The 18,473-nt window shown below is 72.2% G+C and carries 23 protein-coding genes and 1 pseudogene; 11 read left to right on the top strand and 13 right to left on the bottom strand.

All coding sequences use genetic code 11. The annotated features are described in order from the left end of the window. The 8 genes and pseudogenes from VGK78_RS07300 to rpsJ all read right to left on the bottom strand — a co-directional run. Positions 1 to 113 (bottom strand): annotated as a pseudogene (locus VGK78_RS07300) (30S ribosomal protein S3); the annotation flags it as partial. Then, positions 113 to 568, bottom strand: a complete 456-nt coding sequence (rplV, locus tag VGK78_RS07295) for a 50S ribosomal protein L22 (protein WP_331526922.1) — start codon at positions 566 to 568, stop codon at positions 113 to 115. The gene rplV and the pseudogene VGK78_RS07300, both read right to left, overlap by 1 nt. Next, positions 568 to 849 (bottom strand): 30S ribosomal protein S19, encoded by a 282-nt coding sequence (gene rpsS / locus VGK78_RS07290; protein WP_331526921.1) that lies wholly within the window; start codon positions 847 to 849, stop codon positions 568 to 570. Before rpsS ends, rplV begins: the two co-directional genes overlap by 1 nt. Positions 850 to 860: 11 nt before the next feature. Beyond that, the gene (rplB, locus tag VGK78_RS07285) at positions 861 to 1,694 is read right to left on the bottom strand and encodes a 50S ribosomal protein L2 (protein WP_331526920.1); all 834 of its coding nucleotides are present in this window, start codon (positions 1,692 to 1,694) and stop codon (positions 861 to 863) included. A gap of 23 nt (positions 1,695 to 1,717) precedes the next feature. After that, the gene (gene rplW / locus VGK78_RS07280) at positions 1,718 to 2,023 is read right to left on the bottom strand and encodes a 50S ribosomal protein L23 (RefSeq protein WP_331526919.1); all 306 of its coding nucleotides are present in this window, start codon (positions 2,021 to 2,023) and stop codon (positions 1,718 to 1,720) included. Further along, the gene (gene rplD / locus VGK78_RS07275) at positions 2,020 to 3,057 is read right to left on the bottom strand and encodes a 50S ribosomal protein L4 (protein WP_331526918.1); all 1,038 of its coding nucleotides are present in this window, start codon (positions 3,055 to 3,057) and stop codon (positions 2,020 to 2,022) included. Before rplD ends, rplW begins: the two co-directional genes overlap by 4 nt. A 2-nt stretch (positions 3,058 to 3,059) precedes the next feature. Continuing rightward, complete coding sequence (rplC, locus tag VGK78_RS07270) at positions 3,060 to 3,722, bottom strand: 50S ribosomal protein L3 (RefSeq protein ID WP_331526917.1); 663 nt, start codon at positions 3,720 to 3,722, stop codon at positions 3,060 to 3,062. Positions 3,723 to 3,730: 8 nt separating this feature from the next. Then, a complete protein-coding gene (rpsJ, locus tag VGK78_RS07265; protein WP_008360994.1) occupies positions 3,731 to 4,039 on the bottom strand; it encodes a 30S ribosomal protein S10 in 309 nt (102 codons plus the stop codon). A gap of 546 nt (positions 4,040 to 4,585) precedes the next feature. Here rpsJ and VGK78_RS07260 point away from each other — a divergent pair. From VGK78_RS07260 to VGK78_RS07240, 5 genes are read left to right on the top strand one after another with little or no spacing between them, the layout of a single operon-like run. Then, positions 4,586 to 5,683, top strand: a complete 1,098-nt coding sequence (locus VGK78_RS07260) for a hypothetical protein (RefSeq protein WP_331526916.1) — start codon at positions 4,586 to 4,588, stop codon at positions 5,681 to 5,683. Then, positions 5,683 to 6,288 carry a DUF4129 domain-containing protein gene (locus VGK78_RS07255; RefSeq protein WP_331526915.1) on the top strand — a complete coding sequence of 202 codons (606 nt, stop codon included), beginning with the start codon at positions 5,683 to 5,685 and terminating at the stop codon, positions 6,286 to 6,288. The genes VGK78_RS07260 and VGK78_RS07255 overlap by 1 nt, the downstream gene beginning before the upstream one ends. Beyond that, the gene (locus VGK78_RS07250; RefSeq protein ID WP_331526914.1) at positions 6,285 to 7,388 is read left to right on the top strand and encodes a DUF4350 domain-containing protein; all 1,104 of its coding nucleotides are present in this window, start codon (positions 6,285 to 6,287) and stop codon (positions 7,386 to 7,388) included. The genes VGK78_RS07255 and VGK78_RS07250 overlap by 4 nt, the downstream gene beginning before the upstream one ends. Further along, complete coding sequence (locus VGK78_RS07245) at positions 7,385 to 8,362, top strand: MoxR family ATPase (RefSeq protein WP_331526913.1); 978 nt, start codon at positions 7,385 to 7,387, stop codon at positions 8,360 to 8,362. The genes VGK78_RS07250 and VGK78_RS07245 overlap by 4 nt, the downstream gene beginning before the upstream one ends. Positions 8,363 to 8,372: 10 nt before the next feature. Next, entirely contained in the window at positions 8,373 to 9,665 is a 1,293-nt protein-coding gene (locus VGK78_RS07240) for a DUF58 domain-containing protein (RefSeq protein ID WP_331526912.1), read from the top strand. A gap of 1 nt (position 9,666) precedes the next feature. On the opposite strand, the gene VGK78_RS07235 is transcribed toward VGK78_RS07240, so the two are convergent. Then, positions 9,667 to 10,662 (bottom strand): stage II sporulation protein M, encoded by a 996-nt coding sequence (locus VGK78_RS07235; RefSeq protein WP_331526911.1) that lies wholly within the window; start codon positions 10,660 to 10,662, stop codon positions 9,667 to 9,669. A gap of 24 nt (positions 10,663 to 10,686) precedes the next feature. On the opposite strand from VGK78_RS07235, the gene VGK78_RS07230 reads away from it, so the two are divergent. Genes VGK78_RS07230 through VGK78_RS07215 form a run of 4 tightly spaced genes read left to right on the top strand, consistent with a single transcriptional unit; the run spans position 10,687 to position 13,737 of the window. Next, on the top strand, positions 10,687 to 11,493 hold the full coding sequence (locus VGK78_RS07230) for an RDD family protein (RefSeq protein WP_331526910.1): 807 nt from the start codon (positions 10,687 to 10,689) through the stop codon (positions 11,491 to 11,493). Further along, the gene (locus tag VGK78_RS07225) at positions 11,490 to 11,939 is read left to right on the top strand and encodes an AraC family transcriptional regulator (RefSeq protein WP_331526909.1); all 450 of its coding nucleotides are present in this window, start codon (positions 11,490 to 11,492) and stop codon (positions 11,937 to 11,939) included. The genes VGK78_RS07230 and VGK78_RS07225 overlap by 4 nt, the downstream gene beginning before the upstream one ends. Before the next feature lie 10 nt (positions 11,940 to 11,949). Further along, entirely contained in the window at positions 11,950 to 12,366 is a 417-nt protein-coding gene (locus VGK78_RS07220; protein ID WP_331526908.1) for a VOC family protein, read from the top strand. Positions 12,367 to 12,393: 27 nt separating this feature from the next. Then, on the top strand, positions 12,394 to 13,737 hold the full coding sequence (locus VGK78_RS07215) for an aspartate aminotransferase family protein (protein WP_331526907.1): 1,344 nt from the start codon (positions 12,394 to 12,396) through the stop codon (positions 13,735 to 13,737). Positions 13,738 to 13,741: 4 nt separating this feature from the next. Here VGK78_RS07215 and VGK78_RS07210 read toward each other — a convergent pair whose 3' ends face one another. Further along, a complete protein-coding gene (locus VGK78_RS07210) occupies positions 13,742 to 14,062 on the bottom strand; it encodes a DUF4190 domain-containing protein (protein ID WP_331526905.1) in 321 nt (106 codons plus the stop codon). A 96-nt stretch (positions 14,063 to 14,158) separates the two neighbouring features. Here VGK78_RS07210 and VGK78_RS07205 point away from each other — a divergent pair, with 96 nt between their 5' ends. Continuing rightward, positions 14,159 to 14,563 (top strand): hypothetical protein, encoded by a 405-nt coding sequence (locus tag VGK78_RS07205; RefSeq protein WP_331526904.1) that lies wholly within the window; start codon positions 14,159 to 14,161, stop codon positions 14,561 to 14,563. 6 nt (positions 14,564 to 14,569) lie between these two features. On the opposite strand, the gene trmB is transcribed toward VGK78_RS07205, so the two are convergent. Continuing rightward, entirely contained in the window at positions 14,570 to 15,298 is a 729-nt protein-coding gene (gene trmB / locus VGK78_RS07200) for a tRNA (guanine(46)-N(7))-methyltransferase TrmB (protein WP_331526903.1), read from the bottom strand. Between the two features lie 50 nt (positions 15,299 to 15,348). Here trmB and VGK78_RS07195 point away from each other — a divergent pair, with 50 nt between their 5' ends. Continuing rightward, on the top strand, positions 15,349 to 16,059 hold the full coding sequence (locus VGK78_RS07195; protein ID WP_331526902.1) for a tetratricopeptide repeat protein: 711 nt from the start codon (positions 15,349 to 15,351) through the stop codon (positions 16,057 to 16,059). Between the two features lie 94 nt (positions 16,060 to 16,153). On the opposite strand, the gene VGK78_RS07190 is transcribed toward VGK78_RS07195, so the two are convergent. Next, positions 16,154 to 16,744: a mismatch-specific DNA-glycosylase gene (locus VGK78_RS07190; protein WP_331526901.1), complete on the bottom strand. Its 591-nt coding sequence runs from the start codon at positions 16,742 to 16,744 to the stop codon at positions 16,154 to 16,156. A 4-nt stretch (positions 16,745 to 16,748) separates the two neighbouring features. Beyond that, the coding region (locus VGK78_RS07185) for a GTP-binding protein (protein ID WP_331526900.1) at positions 16,749 to 18,473 on the bottom strand (1,725 nt) is incomplete at its 5' end.

Raw genomic sequence — 18,473 nt, 5'->3', positions numbered from 1 at the left:
ATCGCGACGTCCTCGCCGACGTACGACTTGTAGAGCTTGTCGGCGTACCAGCGCGACTTGTGGTCGGTGGAGATGCCGAGGCGGAAGCCGTTCGGGTTGATCTTCTGGCCCATCAGGCCTTCCCCTTCTTCCGGTTCTTGGACTCGCCCTTGGCGGATGCCTTCTTCTCCTCCTTGGGAAGAGGCGTCACGACGAGAGTGATGTGGCTGGTGCGCTTGAGGATCCGCGTGGCGCGGCCCTGGGCCCGCGGGCGCCAGCGCTTCATGGTCGGGCCCTCGTCGACCTGGCAGTTGCTCACGACCAGGTCGGCGCGCTCGAGGTCCTCGGTGGTCTCGGCGTTCGCGATCGCGCTCTCGAGCACCTTGTAGACCGTTTTGGCGGCCGACTGCGGCGCGAACTGCAACAGCGCCAGGGCGTCGTCCACGGGCAGGCCGTGGATCATCTGCGTCACCCGGCGGGCCTTCATCGGGGTGATCCGCTGGTAACGGGCGCTCGCGAACGCACCCGGCTGGTCGCCGAGCAGCGACTCGCGGCGGGCGCTGGTGCGGCGGCGGTCAGTGGTCGGCATCAGCGACGCCTCCCCTTCCGGTCGTCCTTGACGTGCCCGCGGTAGGTGCGAGTGGGGGCGAACTCCCCGAGCTTGTGGCCGACCATCGAGTCGGTCACGAACACGGGCACGTGCTTGCGGCCGTCGTGCACGGCGATCGTGTGGCCGATCATGGCCGGGACGATCATCGAGCGACGCGACCAGGTCTTGATCACGTTGTGGGAGCCCTTGTCGTTCTCGGCGTCCACCTTCTTCATCAGGTGGTCGTCGACGAAAGGACCCTTCTTCAGGCTGCGCGGCATTGGTCAGGCTCCTAGCGCTTCTTGCCGGTACGGCGACGGCGGATGATCTGCTTGTCGCTCGCCTTGCTGCGGCGCGTGCGACCCTCGGGCTTGCCCCACGGACTGACCGGGTGGCGGCCACCCGAGGTCTTGCCCTCACCACCGCCGTGCGGGTGGTCGACGGGGTTCATGACCACACCGCGCACGGTCGGACGCTTGCCCTTCCACCGCATGCGGCCGGCCTTGCCCCAGTTGATGTTGGACTGCTCGGCGTTGCCGACCTCGCCGACGGTGCCGCGGCAGCGGACGTCGACGAACCGCATCTCGCCGGACGGCATCCGCAGCGTCGCGCGCGAGCCCTCCTTGGCGACCAACTGCGCGGAGTTGCCGGCGGAGCGGGCGATCTTGGCCCCGCCACCTGGCCGCAGCTCGATGCAGTGGATCGTCGTACCGACCGGGATGTTGCGCAGCGGCAGGTTGTTGCCCACCTTGATGTCGGCGTTCGGGCCGGACTCGAGCATCGTGCCCTGACGCAGGTCCTTCGGCGCCACGATGTAGCGCTTCTCGCCGTCGGCGTAGTGCAACAGCGCGATCCGGGCGGTGCGGTTGGGGTCGTACTCGATGTGCGCGACCTTCGCCGGGACGCCGTCCTTGTCGTAGCGACGGAAGTCGATCATTCGGTAGGCGCGCTTGTGGCCACCGCCCTGGTGACGGGTGGTGATCCGACCCTGGTTGTTGCGGCCGCCCTTCTTGGGCAGGGCGCGGGTCAGCGACTTCTCCGGCGTGGTCCGGGTGATCTCGACGAAGTCGGCCACCGAGGAGCCGCGGCGGCCCGGGGTGGTCGGCTTGTACTTGCGGATAGCCATGTCTCGTTACCTCTCAAGCCCGGTCAGGAGACCGGACCTCCGAAGATGTCGATCCGGTGACCCTCGGCCAGGCTGACGATGGCGCGCTTGGTGTTCTTGCGCCTGCCGAGCCCGGTGCGGGTACGCCGGGTCTTGCCCTGCCGGTTGATCGTGTTCACCGAGGTGACCTTGACGCCGAAGACCCGCTCGACCGCGATCTTGATCTCGGTCTTGTTGGCGTCGGGGTGCACCAGGAAGGTGTACTTGTTGGCGTCGAGGAGCCCGTAGCTCTTCTCCGACACCACCGGTGCGAGCAGGATGTCGCGGTGGTCCTTGTGCAGGGTGCTCACTTCTCGTCCTCCTCGGCCTCGTCCGCGGTGCCACCGCCGGCGCGGGTGAAGCCCGCCGCTTCGGCGTCCTCGCCGGACTTGAAGTAGAACTCCGCCTCGGTCTGGTCGTACCACCGGCCGTCGGGCTCGTGGTACTTGCCCGAGTCGGCGTTGGCCTTGACCTCGTAGCCCTTCGGCGCGCCGCCGCTCTTCAGCGGTGCCTTGGCGCCCTTGGGCAGGGCCGGCTTCTCGTCGGCGTCACTCGCCGCGACGGTCGTCGCGGCCTTCGCCGCTGTCTTCTTCGCCTTCTTCGCGGCGGGCTCGGCCTTCTCCTCGGACGTGCCGGTCGCGGACCCGGCTGCCACCGGAACGACGGCCTCGGTCGCCGCACCGGCGGACGCACCCTCGCCGACGAACGCGTCGTAGGCGCCCCGCGTGAAGACGATGTCGTCGGAGTCCAGCACGTCGTAGGTGTTCAGCTGGTCGACCGCGAGGATGTGGACCTCGACGGCATTGCGCAACGAGAGCCAGGTCAGCGCGTCGGACCGCTCGAGCACCACGAGGAAGTTGGCCCGGTCGGCGACGACGCCCCTGAGGGAGGCCAGCGCCGACTTGGTCGACGGGGTGTCACCCGAGACCAGCGACTCGACAACGTGGATGCGACCCTCGCGGGCCCGGTCGGACAGGGCACCGCGGAGCGCGGCGGCCACCATCTTCTTGGGGGTGCGCTGGGCGTAGCTGCGGGGCTGCGGGCCGTGCACCGTGCCGCCGCCGGCGAACTGCGGAGCGCGGATCGAGCCCTGGCGGGCGCGGCCGGTCCCCTTCTGCCGATAGGGCTTACGGCCACCGCCGCGGACCTGGCCACGGGTCTTGGTGGCGTGGGAGCCCTGGCGGGCGGCCGCCTGCTGGGCCACCACGACCTGGTGGATCAGCGGGACGTTGACCTCGACGTCGAAGATCTCGGCGGGGAGGTCGACCTTCACGATCTGAGCGGTCGTACCGTTGCTCGCCGACGAGCCGGACCGGGAGGCCGCCTTCTTGGTGGTGGTCGCCATGGTCAGTCCTCCTTCTGCGCGCGCTTGGCGGCCGAGCGGAGGACGACGAGACTGCCCTTGGGGCCGGGAACGGCACCCTTGAGCAGGATCAGGCCCTTCTCGGTGTCGACCGCGTGGACGACGACGTTCTGGGTGGTCACGGTCTCGCGGCCCATCACGCCGGCCATCCGGACGCCCTTGAAGACGCGACCAGGGGTGGCGCAGGCGCCGATGGAGCCGGGCTTGCGGTGGTTGCGGTGGGCACCGTGGGAGGCGCCGACGCCGGAGAAGCCGTGTCGCTTCATGGTGCCGGCGAAGCCCTTGCCCTTGGTGGTGCCGGTGACGTCGATGACCTCACCCGCGACGAAGGTGTCGGCGGGCAGCTCCTGACCGACGGTGTAGGAACCGGCGTCCGCGGTGCGGATCTCCGCCATGTGGCGACGGGGCGTGACCCCGGCCTTCGCGAACTGGCCGGCCACGGGCTTGATCACCTTGCGGGAGTCGACCTCGCCGAACCCGATCTGGATGGCGTTGTAGCCGTCGGTCTCGGGCTTGCGGACCTGGGTGACGACGTTGGTGGACGCCGCGACGACGGTCACCGGGACGATCCGGTTGTTCTCGTCCCACATCTGGGTCATGCCGAGCTTGGTGCCCAGCAGACCCTTCACGTTTCGCTCAACAGTCATCACGGGCCTCAGAGCTTGATCTCGATGTCGACACCGGCAGGGAGGTCGAGGCGCATCAGGGAGTCCACGGTCTTCGGCGTCGGATCGATGATGTCGATCAGCCGCTTGTGGGTGCGCATCTCGAAGTGCTCGCGCGAGTCCTTGTACTTGTGGGGCGAGCGGATGACGCAGTACACGTTCTTCTCGGTCGGCAGCGGCACCGGGCCGGCGACCTTGGCACCCGTGCGGGTGACGGTGTCCACGATCTTGCGCGCCGAGGTGTCGATCACCTCGTGGTCATAGGCCTTGAGCCTGATGCGGATCTTCTGTCCCGCCATAGGTCTCTCTCGTCCTTCGTGTCGTACTGCTCGGGTCGTGCTGCCGGTCGTCCGTCTCAGGCGCTCGCCCATCCGTGATCCCCGACCCCCGAGGTCGGGCGTGTCGCGTGTCCGCGGCACACAGATCACCCGTGGCGAGGATCTGCATCGTGTTGGTGGACGCCCAGCCCCGGTCATGCAGGGGGCCGAGCCATCGGGTCTCCAGGTGCGGCGCGACGCACAGCGATCACGAACCAGCGGGAGACGCGATTGTGAAGTCAAGTACGGCGCGCCCCGGCAACCCGCCGGAGCAACCGGACAATCCTGACAGATGTCGCCCGAGTAGGCCAAATTCACGCCCCGGCGGCTGAGCTTGCGACGCCGCCGATCAGGGCGGGAGGTCGAGGAGCGTCGGCTCGGACCGAGCCTGCGAGCTCGCGACCGAGAGTCGACCGTCCCGTGACGGCGCCTGGGGCCCGGGGAATGCCCTCTGCCCAGGGCCCATCTTTGACAGGATGGGCCCGCGGCGCCGCTCGGTCTCGGCGCCGCCCACGAGGGGAGGTAGCGGTGTCGGGAGTCCAGCCTCCCCCGCCCGGATGGCAGCCGCCGGAGTCCGAGACGCCGCCACAGCGGTGGCAGCAGTGGGGACCGCCGCCGAACTCTGCGACCCCGGGCTACCCCGGCCACCCCGGCTATCCCGGCGTCCCGCTGCCGGTGGCGCACAAGCCCGGCGCGATCCCGCTGCGACCGCTCGTCCTCAGCGACATCTTCGACGGGGCGTTCCGGATCATCCGGTACAACCCGCGCGCCACGATCGGCGCCGCCGTGCTGGTCTCGGCGGTGGCGATGATCCTGCCGATCGCGGTCGGGCTCGCCAGCGGCTCCACCGGCGGACTCGCGCCGGATCCCGACACCGGCTCGCTCAGCGACAGCCAGATCGCCAGCGTGCTGGTCGGGCTGGGTGGCCTCCTGGCGGGTGCGCAGCTGCAGTCGATCGGCCTTCTCTTCGTCTCCGGGATGATCGCCCACGTGAGCTCCGCGGCCGCGGTCGGCCGTCGGCTCTCCATGGCCGAGGCCTGGGCGGCCACGCGGGGCAAGCGGTGGCGTCTGCTCGGGATGTCGTTCATGCTCGGTCTCGGCGTGGTCGTCGTGATCGGCGTCGCGGTCGGGGTCCTGGTCGTCTTCGCGGTGGCCTTCCACGCCTCGCTCGGCTCGGTCGTCGTGGCGTCGCTGATGGTGGCGGCCGTCCTCGTCGTCGCCTACCTGCTGTTCTGGGTGCGGATGCGGGCGCTCGCGGTCCCGACGTTGATGCTCGAGCCCGTCGGCGTGTTCGGCGCGCTGGGTCGCGCCGTACGCCTCACCCGGCAGCAGTTCTGGCGGCTGCTCGGCCTGCTCCTGCTGATGGCCCTCGTCGTCGGCGTGGCGGGCAGCATCCTGCGCCTGCCGTTCAGCATCGCCGGCCAGCTGTTCCTGACGCAGTCCACCGACTCCGGCTACGGCCTGCTGATCTATCTGGTGCTCACCGCGGTCGGGACGGTCATCTCGGCGGCCGTCCTGCAGCCGTTCTCGGCGGCGGTGTCGGCGCTGCTCTACATCGACCAGCGGATCCGCAAGGAGGCCTACGACGTCGAGCTGCTCGGCCGGGCCGGGATACTGCCCACCTGATGCTCGCGCCCGGACCTCCCCTGCAGCCCTCCGGTGACGAGGGCCGACGACTGCTGCGCGACGAGCTCGTGCACGGCGAGTACCACCGCCAGCATCTGCTCCAGCGTCTGCTGGACTGGCTGTGGCGCCAGCTCCAGGGAGGCGTGGGAGCAGCGTCGGGCAGCGACGGGGTGACGGCGTTCGTCACGATGCTGGTGGGCGCCGCGCTGGTCATCGGTCTCGTGGTCCTGCTGTCCCGGGTACGCCGTGACCGGCGCGAGCGTTCGCGCCCCGAGGCCGTGCTCAGCGCCGACCGGCCGTCCGCTGCCGCTCTGCGCCGCCGCGCCGAGGCGGCGCTCTCCGAGGGGCGCCACGCGGAGGCCCTCGTGGACGGCTTCCGTGCCCTGGCCGTGCGTCAGGTCGAGCGGGGTCGGCTCCACGACCAGCCGGGCGCGACCGCGCACGAGGTCGCGGCGAGCCTGGCCGCGTCGTACCCGAGCCATCGCGCCAGCGTCGGCCGCAGCGCGGACCTCTTCGACGCCACGCTCTACGGCCATCACCCGGCGGGACCCCAGGACGCACACGACGTGCTCGAGCTCGACGACGTCCTGGCGGGTGCCCGGTGAGGTGGCTCGGGCGGCACCGGGTGGCGCTGCTGGTCGTGCTCGCGGCCGTGGTCGCGGTGGCGGGGGCGGCGTGGGCGGGACGCGGCAACCAGACGTACGCCGGAGCGCTCGACCCGCGCAACCCCGACGGCGACGGGGCGCAGGCGCTGGCCCGCGTGCTCGACCAGCAGGGTGTCGAGGTCGACATCGTGCGCTCCGCCGACGCGTTCGACCGGGCCACCGTCGACGGCTCGACCACGGTGGTTGTTACCTCGACCGGTCGGCTCGGGCGGTCCACCACCGACCGTCTGCTCCGGCACCGGGGAGCCGCCGACCTCGTGATCGTCGAGCCGGGGCCGCAGCTGGTCCGCGAGCTGGGGGTGGGCGCCCTCCCGGCCACCACCACCCCGACCGGACCCGTCGCGGCCGGCTGTCCGGCGTACGACGGGCTGTCGGTGCGAGTGTCCCGGGCACAGGCCTACCGGACGCACGGCTGCTTCCGCGGGAAGGACGGGGTGATCCTGGCGCGCCCGCGATCCGGCCTCACCCTGCTCGGAGCCTCGGCGGTGCTGACCAACGACCAGATCATCGAGGGTGACAACGCGGCGGTGGCACTGCGGCTCCTGGGCGCGCGGCAGCGGCTGGTCTGGTACATCCCCTCACTGGCCGACCTGGCCGGCGCCGACAGCGTGTCGGTGCGGAGCCTGCTGCCCGACTGGCTGGTGCCGGCGCTGTGGCTGCTCCTCCTGACCGGCATCGCGCTGATCGCGTGGCGAGCTCGGCGGCTGGGCCCGCTCGCCAGCGAGCCGCTGCCGGTCTCGGTCAAGGCCGTCGAGACGACCCGGAACCTGGGCCGCCTCTACCGGAGGGCCGGCGATCGCGGGCATGCCGCGGGGGCACTGCGCTCAGCAGCCCGTGCCCGCCTCGCCGAGCGACTGCGCCTCCCCCGCCGGGTCCATCCCGGCCGCCTCGTGGAGGATGTCGCCGCGCACACCGGCCGCCCCGCCCCCGAGGTCGACGCCCTGATCGGACCCACATCCCATCCGCCGCGCGACGACCGGGAGCTGGTCTCCCTGGCGTCCCGGCTCACCGAGCTCGACAGAGAGGTGTCCCAGCGATGACCCAAGCGACCAGCCCGTCCGCCGGCGGGGAGGCACGGGAGCGCCTCGGAGCGGTCCGCGCCGAGGTGGCCAAGGCCGTGGTCGGCCAGGACGCCGCGGTCTCCGGCCTGCTCGTCGCGCTGTTGTGTGGCGGGCACGTGCTGATGGAGGGCGTGCCCGGGGTCGCCAAGACCCTGTTGGTGCGCAGCCTTGCCGCCGCCCTGTCCGTCGAGACCCGCCGGGTGCAGTTCACGCCCGACCTGATGCCCGGGGACATCACCGGCTCGATGGTGATCGACAGCCATCGCGGTGAGCTGTCGTTCCGCGAGGGGCCGGTCTTCACCAACCTGCTGCTGGCCGACGAGATCAACCGCACTCCGCCGAAGACGCAGTCGGCCCTGCTCGAGGCGATGGAGGAGGGACAGGTCAGCGTCGACGGCGTGTCCCACGCCCTGCCGCGGCCGTTCCTGGTGGCCGCCACCCAGAACCCGGTCGAGTACGAAGGCACCTACCCGCTCCCCGAGGCCCAGCTCGACCGGTTCCTGATCAAGGTCGTCCTGCCCGTCCCCGATCGGGCGCAGGAGCTGGAGATCGTCGCACGCCACGCCGCCGGCTTCGACCCTCAGGACGTGGGCGCCTCCGGAGTCACCGCGGTCGCGGGCGCCGCGGACGTCGTCGCGGGGCGCCGCGGCGTACGGGACGTACAGGTCTCCCCCGAGGTCGCCGGGTACGTCGTGGACGTCGCCCGGGCCACGCGCCAGTCGCCGTCCCTGGGTCTCGGCGCCAGCCCGCGTGGTGCGGTCGCGCTGATGCGGACCGCCCGGGCCTGGGCCTGGCTGTCGGGCCGCGACTTCGTGACGCCCGACGACGTGAAGGCGCTGGCCCAGGCCACCCTGGCGCACCGGCTGTCGCTCCGTCCCGAGGCCGAGCTCGAGGGGGTCGAGGTGGGCGCCGTGCTCTCCTCGGCCCTGGGCTCGGTGCCGGTCCCACGCTGAGGTCGCCACCATGGCCATCACCGGACGCGTCCCCCTCCTGGTCCTGCTGGGCCTGGTCGCGGTCCTGCTGCGTCCCGGCTTCTCCACCGTGTGGCTCTGGCTGCTCGCGGTCCTGCTGCTGGTGGGGCTCGACCTCCTTCTCGCGGCATCTCCGGACTCGGTCTCCGTCGAGCGCCTGCCGCCGGGGAGGGTCCGGGTCGGTCACGAGACGGCCAGCACGCTGGCGGTCGAGAACACCGGACGCCGGCGGGTGCCGTTGCTCGTCCGCGACGCCTGGCAGCCCACGGCCGGAGCCTCGGGCAACCGACACCGTCTACGCCTGGACAACGGTGCGCGGGTGCTGCTCACGACCCCGCTCCGACCCACCCGACGCGGCGAGCTGGTCGCGCTGGGGGTGACGGTCCGGTGTCTCGGGCCCCTGGGCCTGGCCGCACGACAGCGCACCCGGCCGGCTCCGGCGTCCCTGCGCGTCGTGCCGCCCTTCGAGTCGCGCAAGCACCTGCCCTCGCGGCTGGCCCGGCTGCGCGACCTGGACGGTCGTTCGGCGGTCCGGGTCAGGGGGCAGGGCACCGAGTTCGACTCGCTGCGCGAGTACGTCCGCGGTGACGACGTCCGATCGATCGACTGGCGGGCCTCGGCTCGCAACCGCACGGTGGTGGTCCGCACCTGGCAGCCCGAGCGCGACCGGCGGGTGGTCCTGGTCCTGGACACCTCGCGGGTCTCGGCGGGACGCGTCGAGGACGTGCCCCGGCTGGACTCGGCGATGGAGGCGGCGTTGCTGCTGACCACGCTCGCCGCCCGGGCCGGCGACCGGGTCGACGTGGTCGCCGGCGACCGGCGGGTGCGTGCCCGGCTGCGCCTGGCCGGAGCCCGCGACGCGACCAGCCGGCTCGAGGACGCTCTGGCCGGGCTCGAGCCGGAGATCTCCGAGGCGGACTGGACGGCTCTGGCCGGTGCGGTCCAGGCGTTGGGCCGCCAGCGGGCGCTGGTCTGCCTGCTCACCCCCCTCGAACCGTCGGCGGTGGAGGAGGGTCTGCTGCCGGTGCTGCCTGTGCTCGTCGCCCACCACCGGGTGGTGCTCGCCTCGGTGCGCGACCCCGAGCTGGAGCGAATGGCCGGAGCGCGCCGGGGGCTCGACGAGGTGTACACCGCGGCCGCGGCCGAGCAGACCCTCTCGCGGCGGCGCGCCACCGCCGCCCTGCTGGAGACCCTCGGCGTCGACGTGATCGACGTACCGGCGGATGCCCTGGCCCCGGCTCTCGCCGACCACTACCTCTCGCTCAAGGCCCGCGGGCTGCTCTGAGTCACGCCTGGGAGGCGACGCGGTCGTCGAGGAGCCGGGGGTCGAGGTCGCCGGTGTGGCCGCGCAGGAACGCCTGGCGGCCGAGCACGAAGACGTAGGCCAGGAACGTCGCCTCGGCGACGACGCCGATCGCGATCCGGGCCCAGGTCGGAAGCGGGCTCGGCGTCACGAAGGCCTCGATGCAGCCGCTGACGGCCAGCACCCCCACCAGGCCGAGGGCAACGGTGCCGGCGGTGCGTCCCTCGCGGGCGAAGGACTGCGACCGGGTCAGGTCCCCCGGCTCGACCCACGACCAGAACAGCCTGAGCCCGACGCCGGCGGCGACGAAGACCGCGGTCAGCTCGAGCATGCCGTGGGGCAGGATCAGCCCCCAGAACTCCGCGGCGTGCCCGTGTCGGGTCATGATCGAGCCGATCACCGCGAGGTTCGCGACGTTCTGGAACAGCAGGTAGAGCACCGGCAGGCCGAGGACGCCGAGCGCCAGGCACAGGGCGGCCACCCAGACGTTGTTCGTCCAGACCTCGGCGGCGAAGTGCGACGCGGCGTACTGGCTGTAGTAACCGGAGAACTGGTGGTTCACGAGCTGGTCGACGTCGCGGGGCGAGAGGAGGGTCTGCTCGACGTTCGGGTGGTCGAGCAGCCACCACATCATCACCGCGGTCGCGACGACGTTGCCGGCCAGCGTGCCCAGCCACCACCACCGCAGCCGGTACAGGGCCGCCGGGAACCGCTCGAGGACGAAGGACCTGACCCCCGACCAGGTGCCGCCCCGGGCAGCACCGGCGCGGTTGCGGGCGCGGCTCAGCAGCAGCGACAGATAGGTGATCACGGTGGCGTCGGGTGCCGCCGTCCGGATCACCGAGAGATGGGTGGCGACCCGCTGGTAGCGCTCGACGAGCTCGTCGCTCTCACGGCCGTCCAGCCGGCGCTTCCCGGTCAACGCCTCGAGCCGCTCCCACTCCGCGTGGTGCGCGAGCACGTAGGCGTCCAGATCCACGGGACAAAACCTATGCTTTCAGCGATGTCGACACCCGACTTCGCGATGCTGTCGCCCGACGACCTCGTCACCGGCGAGGCCGTCGCGCTCGACCTGCCCCCGGCCTCGGTCGCGGCCCGGATCGGCTCCGGGCTGCTCGACGTGGTGGCCATGGGGTGCGTCGGCTTCGCCGTGCTGTTCCTGGCGCTGGTGGTGAGCATCAGGGCCGACGACGCGCTGCAGCACGTCGCCGTGGTGTGCTCGCTGATCGCGGTGTTCCTGGTGTACCCGACGACGGTCGAGACGCTCACGCGTGGGAAGTCCCTCGGCAAGCTGGTGCTCGGGCTCCGGGTCGTGCGCGACGACGGCGGCACGGTCACCGCCCAGCAGGCGTTCGTCCGCGCCCTGATCGGCATCCCAGAGATCTACGCGCTCAGCGGGGGGCCGGCGTTCTTCAGCTGCCTGGTCAGCTCGCGCGGCAAGCGGCTCGGCGACTACGCGGCCGGGACGTACGTCGTGCGTGACCGGGTCCGCCTCTCGCTGCAACCGCCCCCGCTGATGCCGCCCGCTCTCGCCCATTGGGCGGCGTCCGCCGACCTGCGAACGCCGCCGGTCGGGCTCGGACTCGCCATCCGGCAGTACCTCACGCGGCTGCCGACCCTCGACCCCTCCTCGCGACAGCGGATCGGTGAGATGCTCGCCGACCGGCTCGCCACGTACGTCGCGCCACCGCCGCCGCCCGGCACGCCGCCGTGGGACTTCCTGGCGGCCGCCGGCGCGGCCCGACGCGACCGCGACCTGGCCCGCCTGCATCGCGACGAGTCCCTGCGGGCGCGGCTGACATCACGATGACCACGCGACCTGCCCGGGTGCCCGGCGACGTACTGGTCCACCTCCGCAGGGCACGTGACCATGCCGACCGTCACTATGCCGAGCCGCTCGACCTCGACCGGCTCGCCGACGTCGCAGGCCTGAGCAAGTACCACTTCCACCGGCTGTTCGCCGCCACCTACGGACGCACCCCTGCGGCGTACGTCTCCGAGCGGCGGATCGAGCGGGCTCAGGACCTGCTACGGGCCACGAACCTGACGGTGACCGAGGTCTGCCACGCGGTCGGCTTCTCCAGCCTGGGGTCGTTCAGCAGCACGTTCCGCCGGATCGTGGGCGACTCACCGCGCGACTTCCAGGAGCGGTACGCCGAGGGCGCGCCCCACATCCCCGGGTGCTACGTCTTCATGTGGGGTCTCGTCGAACGCTCCGCAAGCGAGGAGAAGCCGCGGCGCGTCCACGACTCCTAACGTCGGCCCCATGATCAAGAACATCGCCATCGTCAGCCTGTTCGTGAAGGACGTCGACGAGTCTCTGCGCTTCTACACCGACACCCTCGGCTTCGAGCCCAAGGACGACGTCACCCTCGGCGACGGATACCGCTGGTGCACCGTCATCCACCCCGAGCAGCCCGAGCTGGTCGTGCACCTGACGGTGCCCGGGCCGCCGCTCTCGCCCGAGCTCGCCGCCGCCATCGCCCGGGCGCAGGACGAGGGCGGGATGTCGGGCCTCGGCCTCAACGTCGACGACTGTCAGGCGACGTACGACGCGCTCGTGGCGAAGGGAGTGGAGTTCCTGCAGCCGCCGTCGGAGCGCCCGTACGGCGTCGAGGCTCTGTGCCGGGACAACTCGGGCAACTGGCTGGTGCTCGTCGAGCAGAAGTACTCCCCCGAGTGAGGACGAAGCACCCGCTACATTGCCGCCATGATCGACCGTCACCGGCTGGCCACGCTGCGCGCCGACGAGGAGCGACGCTTCGTCGAGACCCACCCCAGATCCCAGGCGCTGGCCAAGGAGGCGGGCGACTCGCTGCTCGCCGGCGTCCCGATGCCGTGGATGACCCGGTGGGCGGGGTCGTTCCCGGTCTTCGTCGAGCGGGCGCAGGGTGCGCGACTGGTCGACGTCGACGGCGTGGAGTACGTCGACCTCTGCCTCGGCGACACCGGCGCGATGACCGGGCATGCGCTGCCGGCTGTGGCCGAGGCCGTCTCGCGGCGTGCCCAGCAGGGCATCACCACCATGCTCCCGTCGGACGACGCGCTGTGGGTATCACAGGAGCTGGCCCGGAGGTTCGGGCTGCCGCAGTGGCAGTTCGCGATGACCGCCACCGACGCCAACCGGTTCGTGCTCCGCTTCGCCCGTCACATCACCGGCCGGCCTCGGATCGCGGTGATGGACTGGTGCTACCACGGCACCGTCGACGAGACGTTCGCGACGCTCGAGGGCGATCGGGTCGTGCCGCGGCCGGGTCTGCTCGGGCCGCCGGTGGACGTCGCGCAGACCACCGCCGTCCTCCCGTTCAACGATGTCGGCGCGCTCGAACGACGCCTGTCGCAAGGTGACGTGGCGTGCCTGCTGATGGAGCCGGCACTCACCAACATCGGCATCGTCCTGCCCGACGCCGGCTACTCCGACGCGGTCCGCGAAATCACCCGGAAGCACGGCGTCCTCCTGGTGATCGACGAGACCCACACGCTCTGCGCCGGTCCGGGCGGGGCCACGGCGGCCTGGGGGCTCGAGCCCGACCTCCTCGTCGTCGGCAAGCCGATCGCCGGCGGGGTTCCGCTGGCGGCGTACGGGATGACCACCGAAGTGGCCGACCGGCTGCGCGAGCCGATGCTGGGCCACGAGATCGACGTGGCCGGCGTCGGCGGCACGCTCACCGCCAACGCGCTGGCCCTGGCCGCCGCGCGGGCCGCGCTGTCGACGTCCCTGCGGGAGGAGGACTTCGCCGTTGCTGTGCCGCTGGCCGACCGCTTCACCGAAGGCGTGTCGGAGGTGATCGAGAGGCACGGGCTCCCGTGGAACGTCCAGCGGCTGGGCTGCCGGGCCGAGTACTGGTTCTGCCCGCCGCCGCGCAACGGCGCCGAGGCGGCCGCCGCCATGGACGACGAGCTCGAGGGCTTCCTGCACCTGTGGTCGCTGAACCGCGGCGTGCTCCTGACGCCGTTCCACAACATGGCGCTGTTCTCTCCGCACCACACGAGCGCCGACGTCGACCGGCACACCGAGGTGTTCGGCGAGGCGGTGCGGGCGCTCGCGGGGTGACGGCTCAGCTGGAACTCGCGGCGATGATGCCGCCGAGGACGAAGACGCCGATGAAGACGGCGCCGAGGATCAGCAAGGCGCTGCCCACGATCCCGAGGATGCGTCCGACGTTGGCCTCGGTGCGGCCACCCCATCGGCCCCCTGCCGCATCGATCTCGCGGACCACGCGGTTGCCGATCACCCAGGCGAACGGCGCGACGAAGCCGCAGATGACGATCCCCAGGATGCCCAGCACCAGGACGGTGGTGGCCTGCGGGTGGTTGGGCGAGGGCGGGCCGTAGCCACCGTACGCCGGCGGGCCGTATCCGGGCGGCTGCTGAGTCATGGCGCGCATTGTGGCAGGTAGGAGGGCTCGCACCTGGTGACCCCGCGGGGACGCGCCGCCCTTGCCGCCGCCCCGGGCGCGACCTACCGTCGAAACATGCCGGGCGAGGCCTGGGGACTGGTCGACCTGACCCTGATCACCATCGGGGCCGCCGGCACGCTCTGGGTGATCGCCCACGCCGCCGAGGTGATGGAGCAGAGCGGCCGCTGGGTCGGCGCCCTGGTCAGGACGCGGGCGGTGCCGCCTCCCGAGGGGATGCCGATCGAGCGGATCGCGGCGGACCTGAGACGCATCCGGCCGCAGGCGCGGTGGCCCGCCGACGGGATGCCGATGGTGCGGCGTCGAGCGATCGCGTCGGCGTACGACGACGCGCTGCTGGACGCGTGCCGGGCGCTCGACGTACCGACCGATCTGGGCCGGCTCTCCGACGCCCTGGAGCTGGAGAGCGAGCGCCTGCGCACCGAGGCGGCGCTCGAGCGCGCCGGGGTCGATCTCGGCTGAGCTCGCTCAGACGCGCGTGTAGCGAAGGTCGGTGATGACCCGGCCGGCGGCCATGCCCTTGCGCTCGAACTTGGTCACCGGCCGCTCCGGCCATCGGTCGACGATGCCTCCGGCGAGTGCCGGCTCGGCGTCCAGGACCGACCGCATCTGCTCGGCGTAGTCCTTCCAGTCGGTGGCGAGGCGCCACGACGCGCCGGGGGCGAGCCGTCCGGCCACGAGCGCGGCGAAACCGGCATCGACCAGGCGGCGCTTGTGGTGACGGGTCTTCGGCCAAGGGTCGGGGAAGAAGGTCCACAGCTCGGCCAGGCCGGCCGGGGCGACGTGGGTCTGCAGCATCCAGACCGCGTCGACCGAGCAGAAGCGGACGTTGCTCGCGCCCGCCGCTGCCACGTGAGCCAGGGACGAGGCGACGCCGGGCCGCCACACCTCGAGGGCCAGCACGTCGTACGCCGGTCGGGCGGCGGCGAGCACGCCGGTCGCCTCTCCCACGCCGGAGCCGATCTCGACGATCAGCGGCGCCTCGCGCCCGAACCAGTCGGTGAGCCGGAAGTCCGGCCGGTCGACGGTCTCGTCCGGGATCACCCAGGCGTCGTGGTGGGCGTCCCACGCCTCCTGCTGCGCAGGGGTGAAGCGGTTGCCGCGGCGGGTATAGCTGAGCACCTCGCGGATCCGCCGGCCGTCGTCGGTGAACCGGTGGTGCGGGCGCGCCGCCGGGGTCCGCCCTTCCGAGGACATGGCCCCATTCTCGTGGGGTCCCGCTTCTGGTCGCGTACTAGGGTCGCGGCGTGATCGACCCCCGTCCGCTCTGGGACTTCGACGACCCCGCCGGGTCGGGTGAGCGCTTCCTCGACGCCGCGGAGAGGGCCGACGAGCCGGACCGCACGTCGTGGCTGACGCAGTACGCGCGTGCGTTGGGGCTGCAGGAGCAGTACGACGAGGCGACCAAGGTCCTCGACCGGCTGCACTCCGACGCACCCGAGGCGGCGGCGTACCTGGCCATCGAGCGCGGCCGGGTGCTGCGCTCCTCGGGGCAGGTCGCGGAGTCGCGTCCGCACTTCGAGAGCGCTGCCGCCCTGGCGGAGGCCGGGGGTCTCGAGGCGTTGCACGTGGACGCGTTGCACATGGTGGCACTGGCCGCGCCCGCGGAGGAGCAGCTCGCGTTGAACGAGAGCGCCCTGGCCGTGGCGCGCGCCGCCAGCGACCAGCGCGCCCGCGACTGGGACGCCTCGCTGCTGAACAACATCGGGATGACCCACGCCGACGCAGGGGACTTCGAGGCCGCCTTGACCGCCCTCGAGCAGGCGCTGGCCGCCTGCGAGCGGATCGGCGACCCGTCGCGGATCCGGGTCGCGCGTTGGATGATCGGCTGGACCTACCGCAACCTCGGCCGTCGTGAGGAGGCGCTGGAGATCCAGCGGGCCCTCAAGGCCGAGCTGGAGTCGGTCGGCGGCTCCGACACCTACGTCGACGACGAGCTCGCCCTCCTCGCCGACTGACGAGTCGGCCGGCGACCACCGCGCTCGGGCGAACATTCCGACAGTTCCGGAGGCGCAAGGCCGACTGCCACCTGTCGGACTCACTCGGATTGGCTCAGCCGGCGACGGTGGAACGCGTATACAGCTCGATCCCGGCGGCGCGCGCGGGCTCGGCGTACGCCGTGGCCAACGACGCGATCGTGGCGTGGGCGTTGAGCCCGCTCGGGTTGGGCACGACCCACAGCTGCGCGCCGCAGAGGTCCGCGGGTTGTCTGCCGAGCCCGGCCTTCGGCTGCCCGAACGCCGCGCGGTACGCCGTGATCCCGAGCATCGCGACGACCGGTGGCCGGTGCCGCCTCACGAACGCCTCGAGTCCGGCACGTCCGGCGACCAGCTCGTCCCGGCTCAGCTCGTCCGCCCGGGCGGTCGCGCGGCGTACCAGGTTGGTGATCGCGATGCCGCGCGCGACCAGGGCCGCCCGGTCCTGGTCGGTCATCCCGGCCCCGGGGTCGATCCGGCGGTCGAGGATGCCGGCGGCGTACAGCGCGGGGTAGAACCGGTTGCCCGGCCGGGCGAAGTGGGTCTGCACGGCGGCGGTCCAGAGGCCGGGGTTGATCCCGACGATCACCAGCTTCGGGTCGGCGCCGACGAGGTCGGGCACCTCCGCGTCGCGGAACGCCTCCAGCTCGGCCTTGGTGAACCCCACGACGTCACCCTGTCATGCCCGCCGGCGAGGCTGCCCATCCGAGCCGGACCGGGGAACGGCCGCGGACCGGTTGGTAGCCGTCGAAGCGCGACTCGAGGATCCCCTCACCCCCGGTCAGGTCCGGCAGCTGGTGTTGGAGCTCGTGCAGCCGGGCGGCGACCAGCCGCGCCTCGAGCCGGGTGTACTCGCCGGCCGACGTCTGGCCTGTCAGCTCCGCGCCCCACCGGGCCAGGAGCCGTTGAACCGTGGGCGCGTCGTCGGTCGGCACCTCCAGGAAGACCCGCAGCACCGGCTCGCAGACCCGGGTCCGGGCCCTCTCCAGCGCTCGACGAGCCACGATCGGCGTCACCTTGCGGTAGTCGAACGACGTGCTGGTCGGACCGCGCTTGGAGGGTGGACCGTCCGCCACGCTGTATCCCGCCTCGACCAGCGTGATGACGCAGTCGGTCACCTCCCAGCCGTACCGGCCGCGGGCGAGCTCACGACGTACGTGCTTCTCGATCGCGGCCCCGAACCCCTCGACGCTCCTGAAGAGGTACAGCGGCATGTCCTTGGCCGGTGCGGCGACCCGGAAGACGAGACCCGATCCGGGCTTCCCGGGCGCGATCCGTAGGCCGACCGTCGCCTGGTAGGGGTTCTCGTCCGTGTTCAGGCGTACGACGGCCTCGCCGACGCCGCGCGGACGCTCGACGTGCAGTACGCCGGCGTCGGAGAACTCGACCTCGATCCCGTGCTCCTCGGCGAGCGTGGCGCCGAGCACCTCCTGCTGCACGCGGCCGTAGAGCGAGACCGTCGGTCGCCCGTCGTCGTCGAGACGGGCCGCGATCAGCGGGTCCTGGTCGGCGAGCTGGGCGAGCGCCACCCGCAGCGCGGGGCGTTGCGCGGGATCGACCGCCTCGACCGACGCCTCCAACGTCGGTGGGGCGAAGTGGCGCTCCTCCGCGTGGCACGAGCCGCCGAAGCCGTCACCGACCCGCACGGAGGCCAGGCCGTGCAGCCGACCGATCCGCCCGGCCCGAACCTCGTCGGCGCGCACCCACTGCCCACCGTCGAAGACCTGCAGGCCGCTGACCTTGCCGACGCGCCCGCCGGGGAGGTCGAGCCGCTGGCGGGTCCGCACGGCGCCCGTGAACATCCGGACGTAGGCGAGCTTCTCCCCCGCGGCTCCTCGCTCCACCTTGAACACCCGGCCCGAGGGCGCGTCCGTGCCGTCCGGCGCGGCGGCCGGCAGGAGTGCCGCGATCCCGGCCATCAGCTCCGGCACTCCGGCCCCGGTGGCGGCCGAGCCGGCGAACACCGGATACAGGACGGCGTCGCGGGTCTGGGCGGCGGCGTCCGCGAGCAGCTGGTCCGGCGTTCGGTCGCGGCCCCCGACGTACTCCGCGAGCAGAGCCTCGTCGTGCTCGGCGAGCGCGACGGTCTCGCGCTCGCGGAAGGCGCCGTCGTCGGGTCGGTACGGCGTGAACGTCGCGGCTCGCGAGCCCAGGCCGGCCGCGGCGCCCATGGGCAGGACGTCGGGGGTGAGACGGCTGCGGATCGCGTCCAGGACGCGGTCGACGTCGGCTCCGACGCGGTCGATCTTGTTGACGAACAGCAGCGTCGGCACGCGCAGCCGCTGCAGCGCCCGCATCAGGATCCGGGTCTGCGGCTGCACGCCCTCGACGGCCGAGAGCACCAGGACGGCACCGTCGAGCACGCCGAGCACCCGCTCGACCTCGGCGATGAAGTC

Origin of the sequence: Nocardioides sp. (assembly GCF_036503465.1) — a bacterium.
Lineage (GTDB): Bacteria > Actinomycetota > Actinomycetes > Propionibacteriales > Nocardioidaceae > Nocardioides.
The sequence above is the reverse complement of the archived record's forward strand: the minus strand, read 5'-3'. Positions and strand labels throughout refer to the sequence as shown.

Excerpts from the sequence above, each read along its gene's own strand:
- rplV (WP_331526922.1), bottom strand. The coding sequence starts at position 568 with ATGCCGACCACTGACCGCCGCCGCACCAGCGCCCGCCGCGAGTCGCTG.
- rpsS (WP_331526921.1), bottom strand. The coding sequence starts at position 849 with ATGCCGCGCAGCCTGAAGAAGGGTCCTTTCGTCGACGACCACCTGATG.
- rplB (WP_331526920.1), bottom strand. The coding sequence starts at position 1,694 with ATGGCTATCCGCAAGTACAAGCCGACCACCCCGGGCCGCCGCGGCTCC.
- rplD (WP_331526918.1), bottom strand. The coding sequence starts at position 3,057 with ATGGCGACCACCACCAAGAAGGCGGCCTCCCGGTCCGGCTCGTCGGCG.
- rplC (WP_331526917.1), bottom strand. The coding sequence starts at position 3,722 with ATGACTGTTGAGCGAAACGTGAAGGGTCTGCTGGGCACCAAGCTCGGC.
- rpsJ (WP_008360994.1), bottom strand. The coding sequence starts at position 4,039 with ATGGCGGGACAGAAGATCCGCATCAGGCTCAAGGCCTATGACCACGAG.
- VGK78_RS07255 (WP_331526915.1), top strand. The coding sequence starts at position 5,683 with ATGCTCGCGCCCGGACCTCCCCTGCAGCCCTCCGGTGACGAGGGCCGA.
- VGK78_RS07245 (WP_331526913.1), top strand. The coding sequence starts at position 7,385 with ATGACCCAAGCGACCAGCCCGTCCGCCGGCGGGGAGGCACGGGAGCGC.
- VGK78_RS07240 (WP_331526912.1), top strand. The coding sequence starts at position 8,373 with ATGGCCATCACCGGACGCGTCCCCCTCCTGGTCCTGCTGGGCCTGGTC.
- VGK78_RS07230 (WP_331526910.1), top strand. The coding sequence starts at position 10,687 with ATGTCGACACCCGACTTCGCGATGCTGTCGCCCGACGACCTCGTCACC.
- VGK78_RS07225 (WP_331526909.1), top strand. The coding sequence starts at position 11,490 with ATGACCACGCGACCTGCCCGGGTGCCCGGCGACGTACTGGTCCACCTC.
- VGK78_RS07220 (WP_331526908.1), top strand. The coding sequence starts at position 11,950 with ATGATCAAGAACATCGCCATCGTCAGCCTGTTCGTGAAGGACGTCGAC.
- VGK78_RS07215 (WP_331526907.1), top strand. The coding sequence starts at position 12,394 with ATGATCGACCGTCACCGGCTGGCCACGCTGCGCGCCGACGAGGAGCGA.
- VGK78_RS07210 (WP_331526905.1), bottom strand. The coding sequence starts at position 14,062 with ATGACTCAGCAGCCGCCCGGATACGGCCCGCCGGCGTACGGTGGCTAC.
- VGK78_RS07205 (WP_331526904.1), top strand. The coding sequence starts at position 14,159 with ATGCCGGGCGAGGCCTGGGGACTGGTCGACCTGACCCTGATCACCATC.
- trmB (WP_331526903.1), bottom strand. The coding sequence starts at position 15,298 with ATGTCCTCGGAAGGGCGGACCCCGGCGGCGCGCCCGCACCACCGGTTC.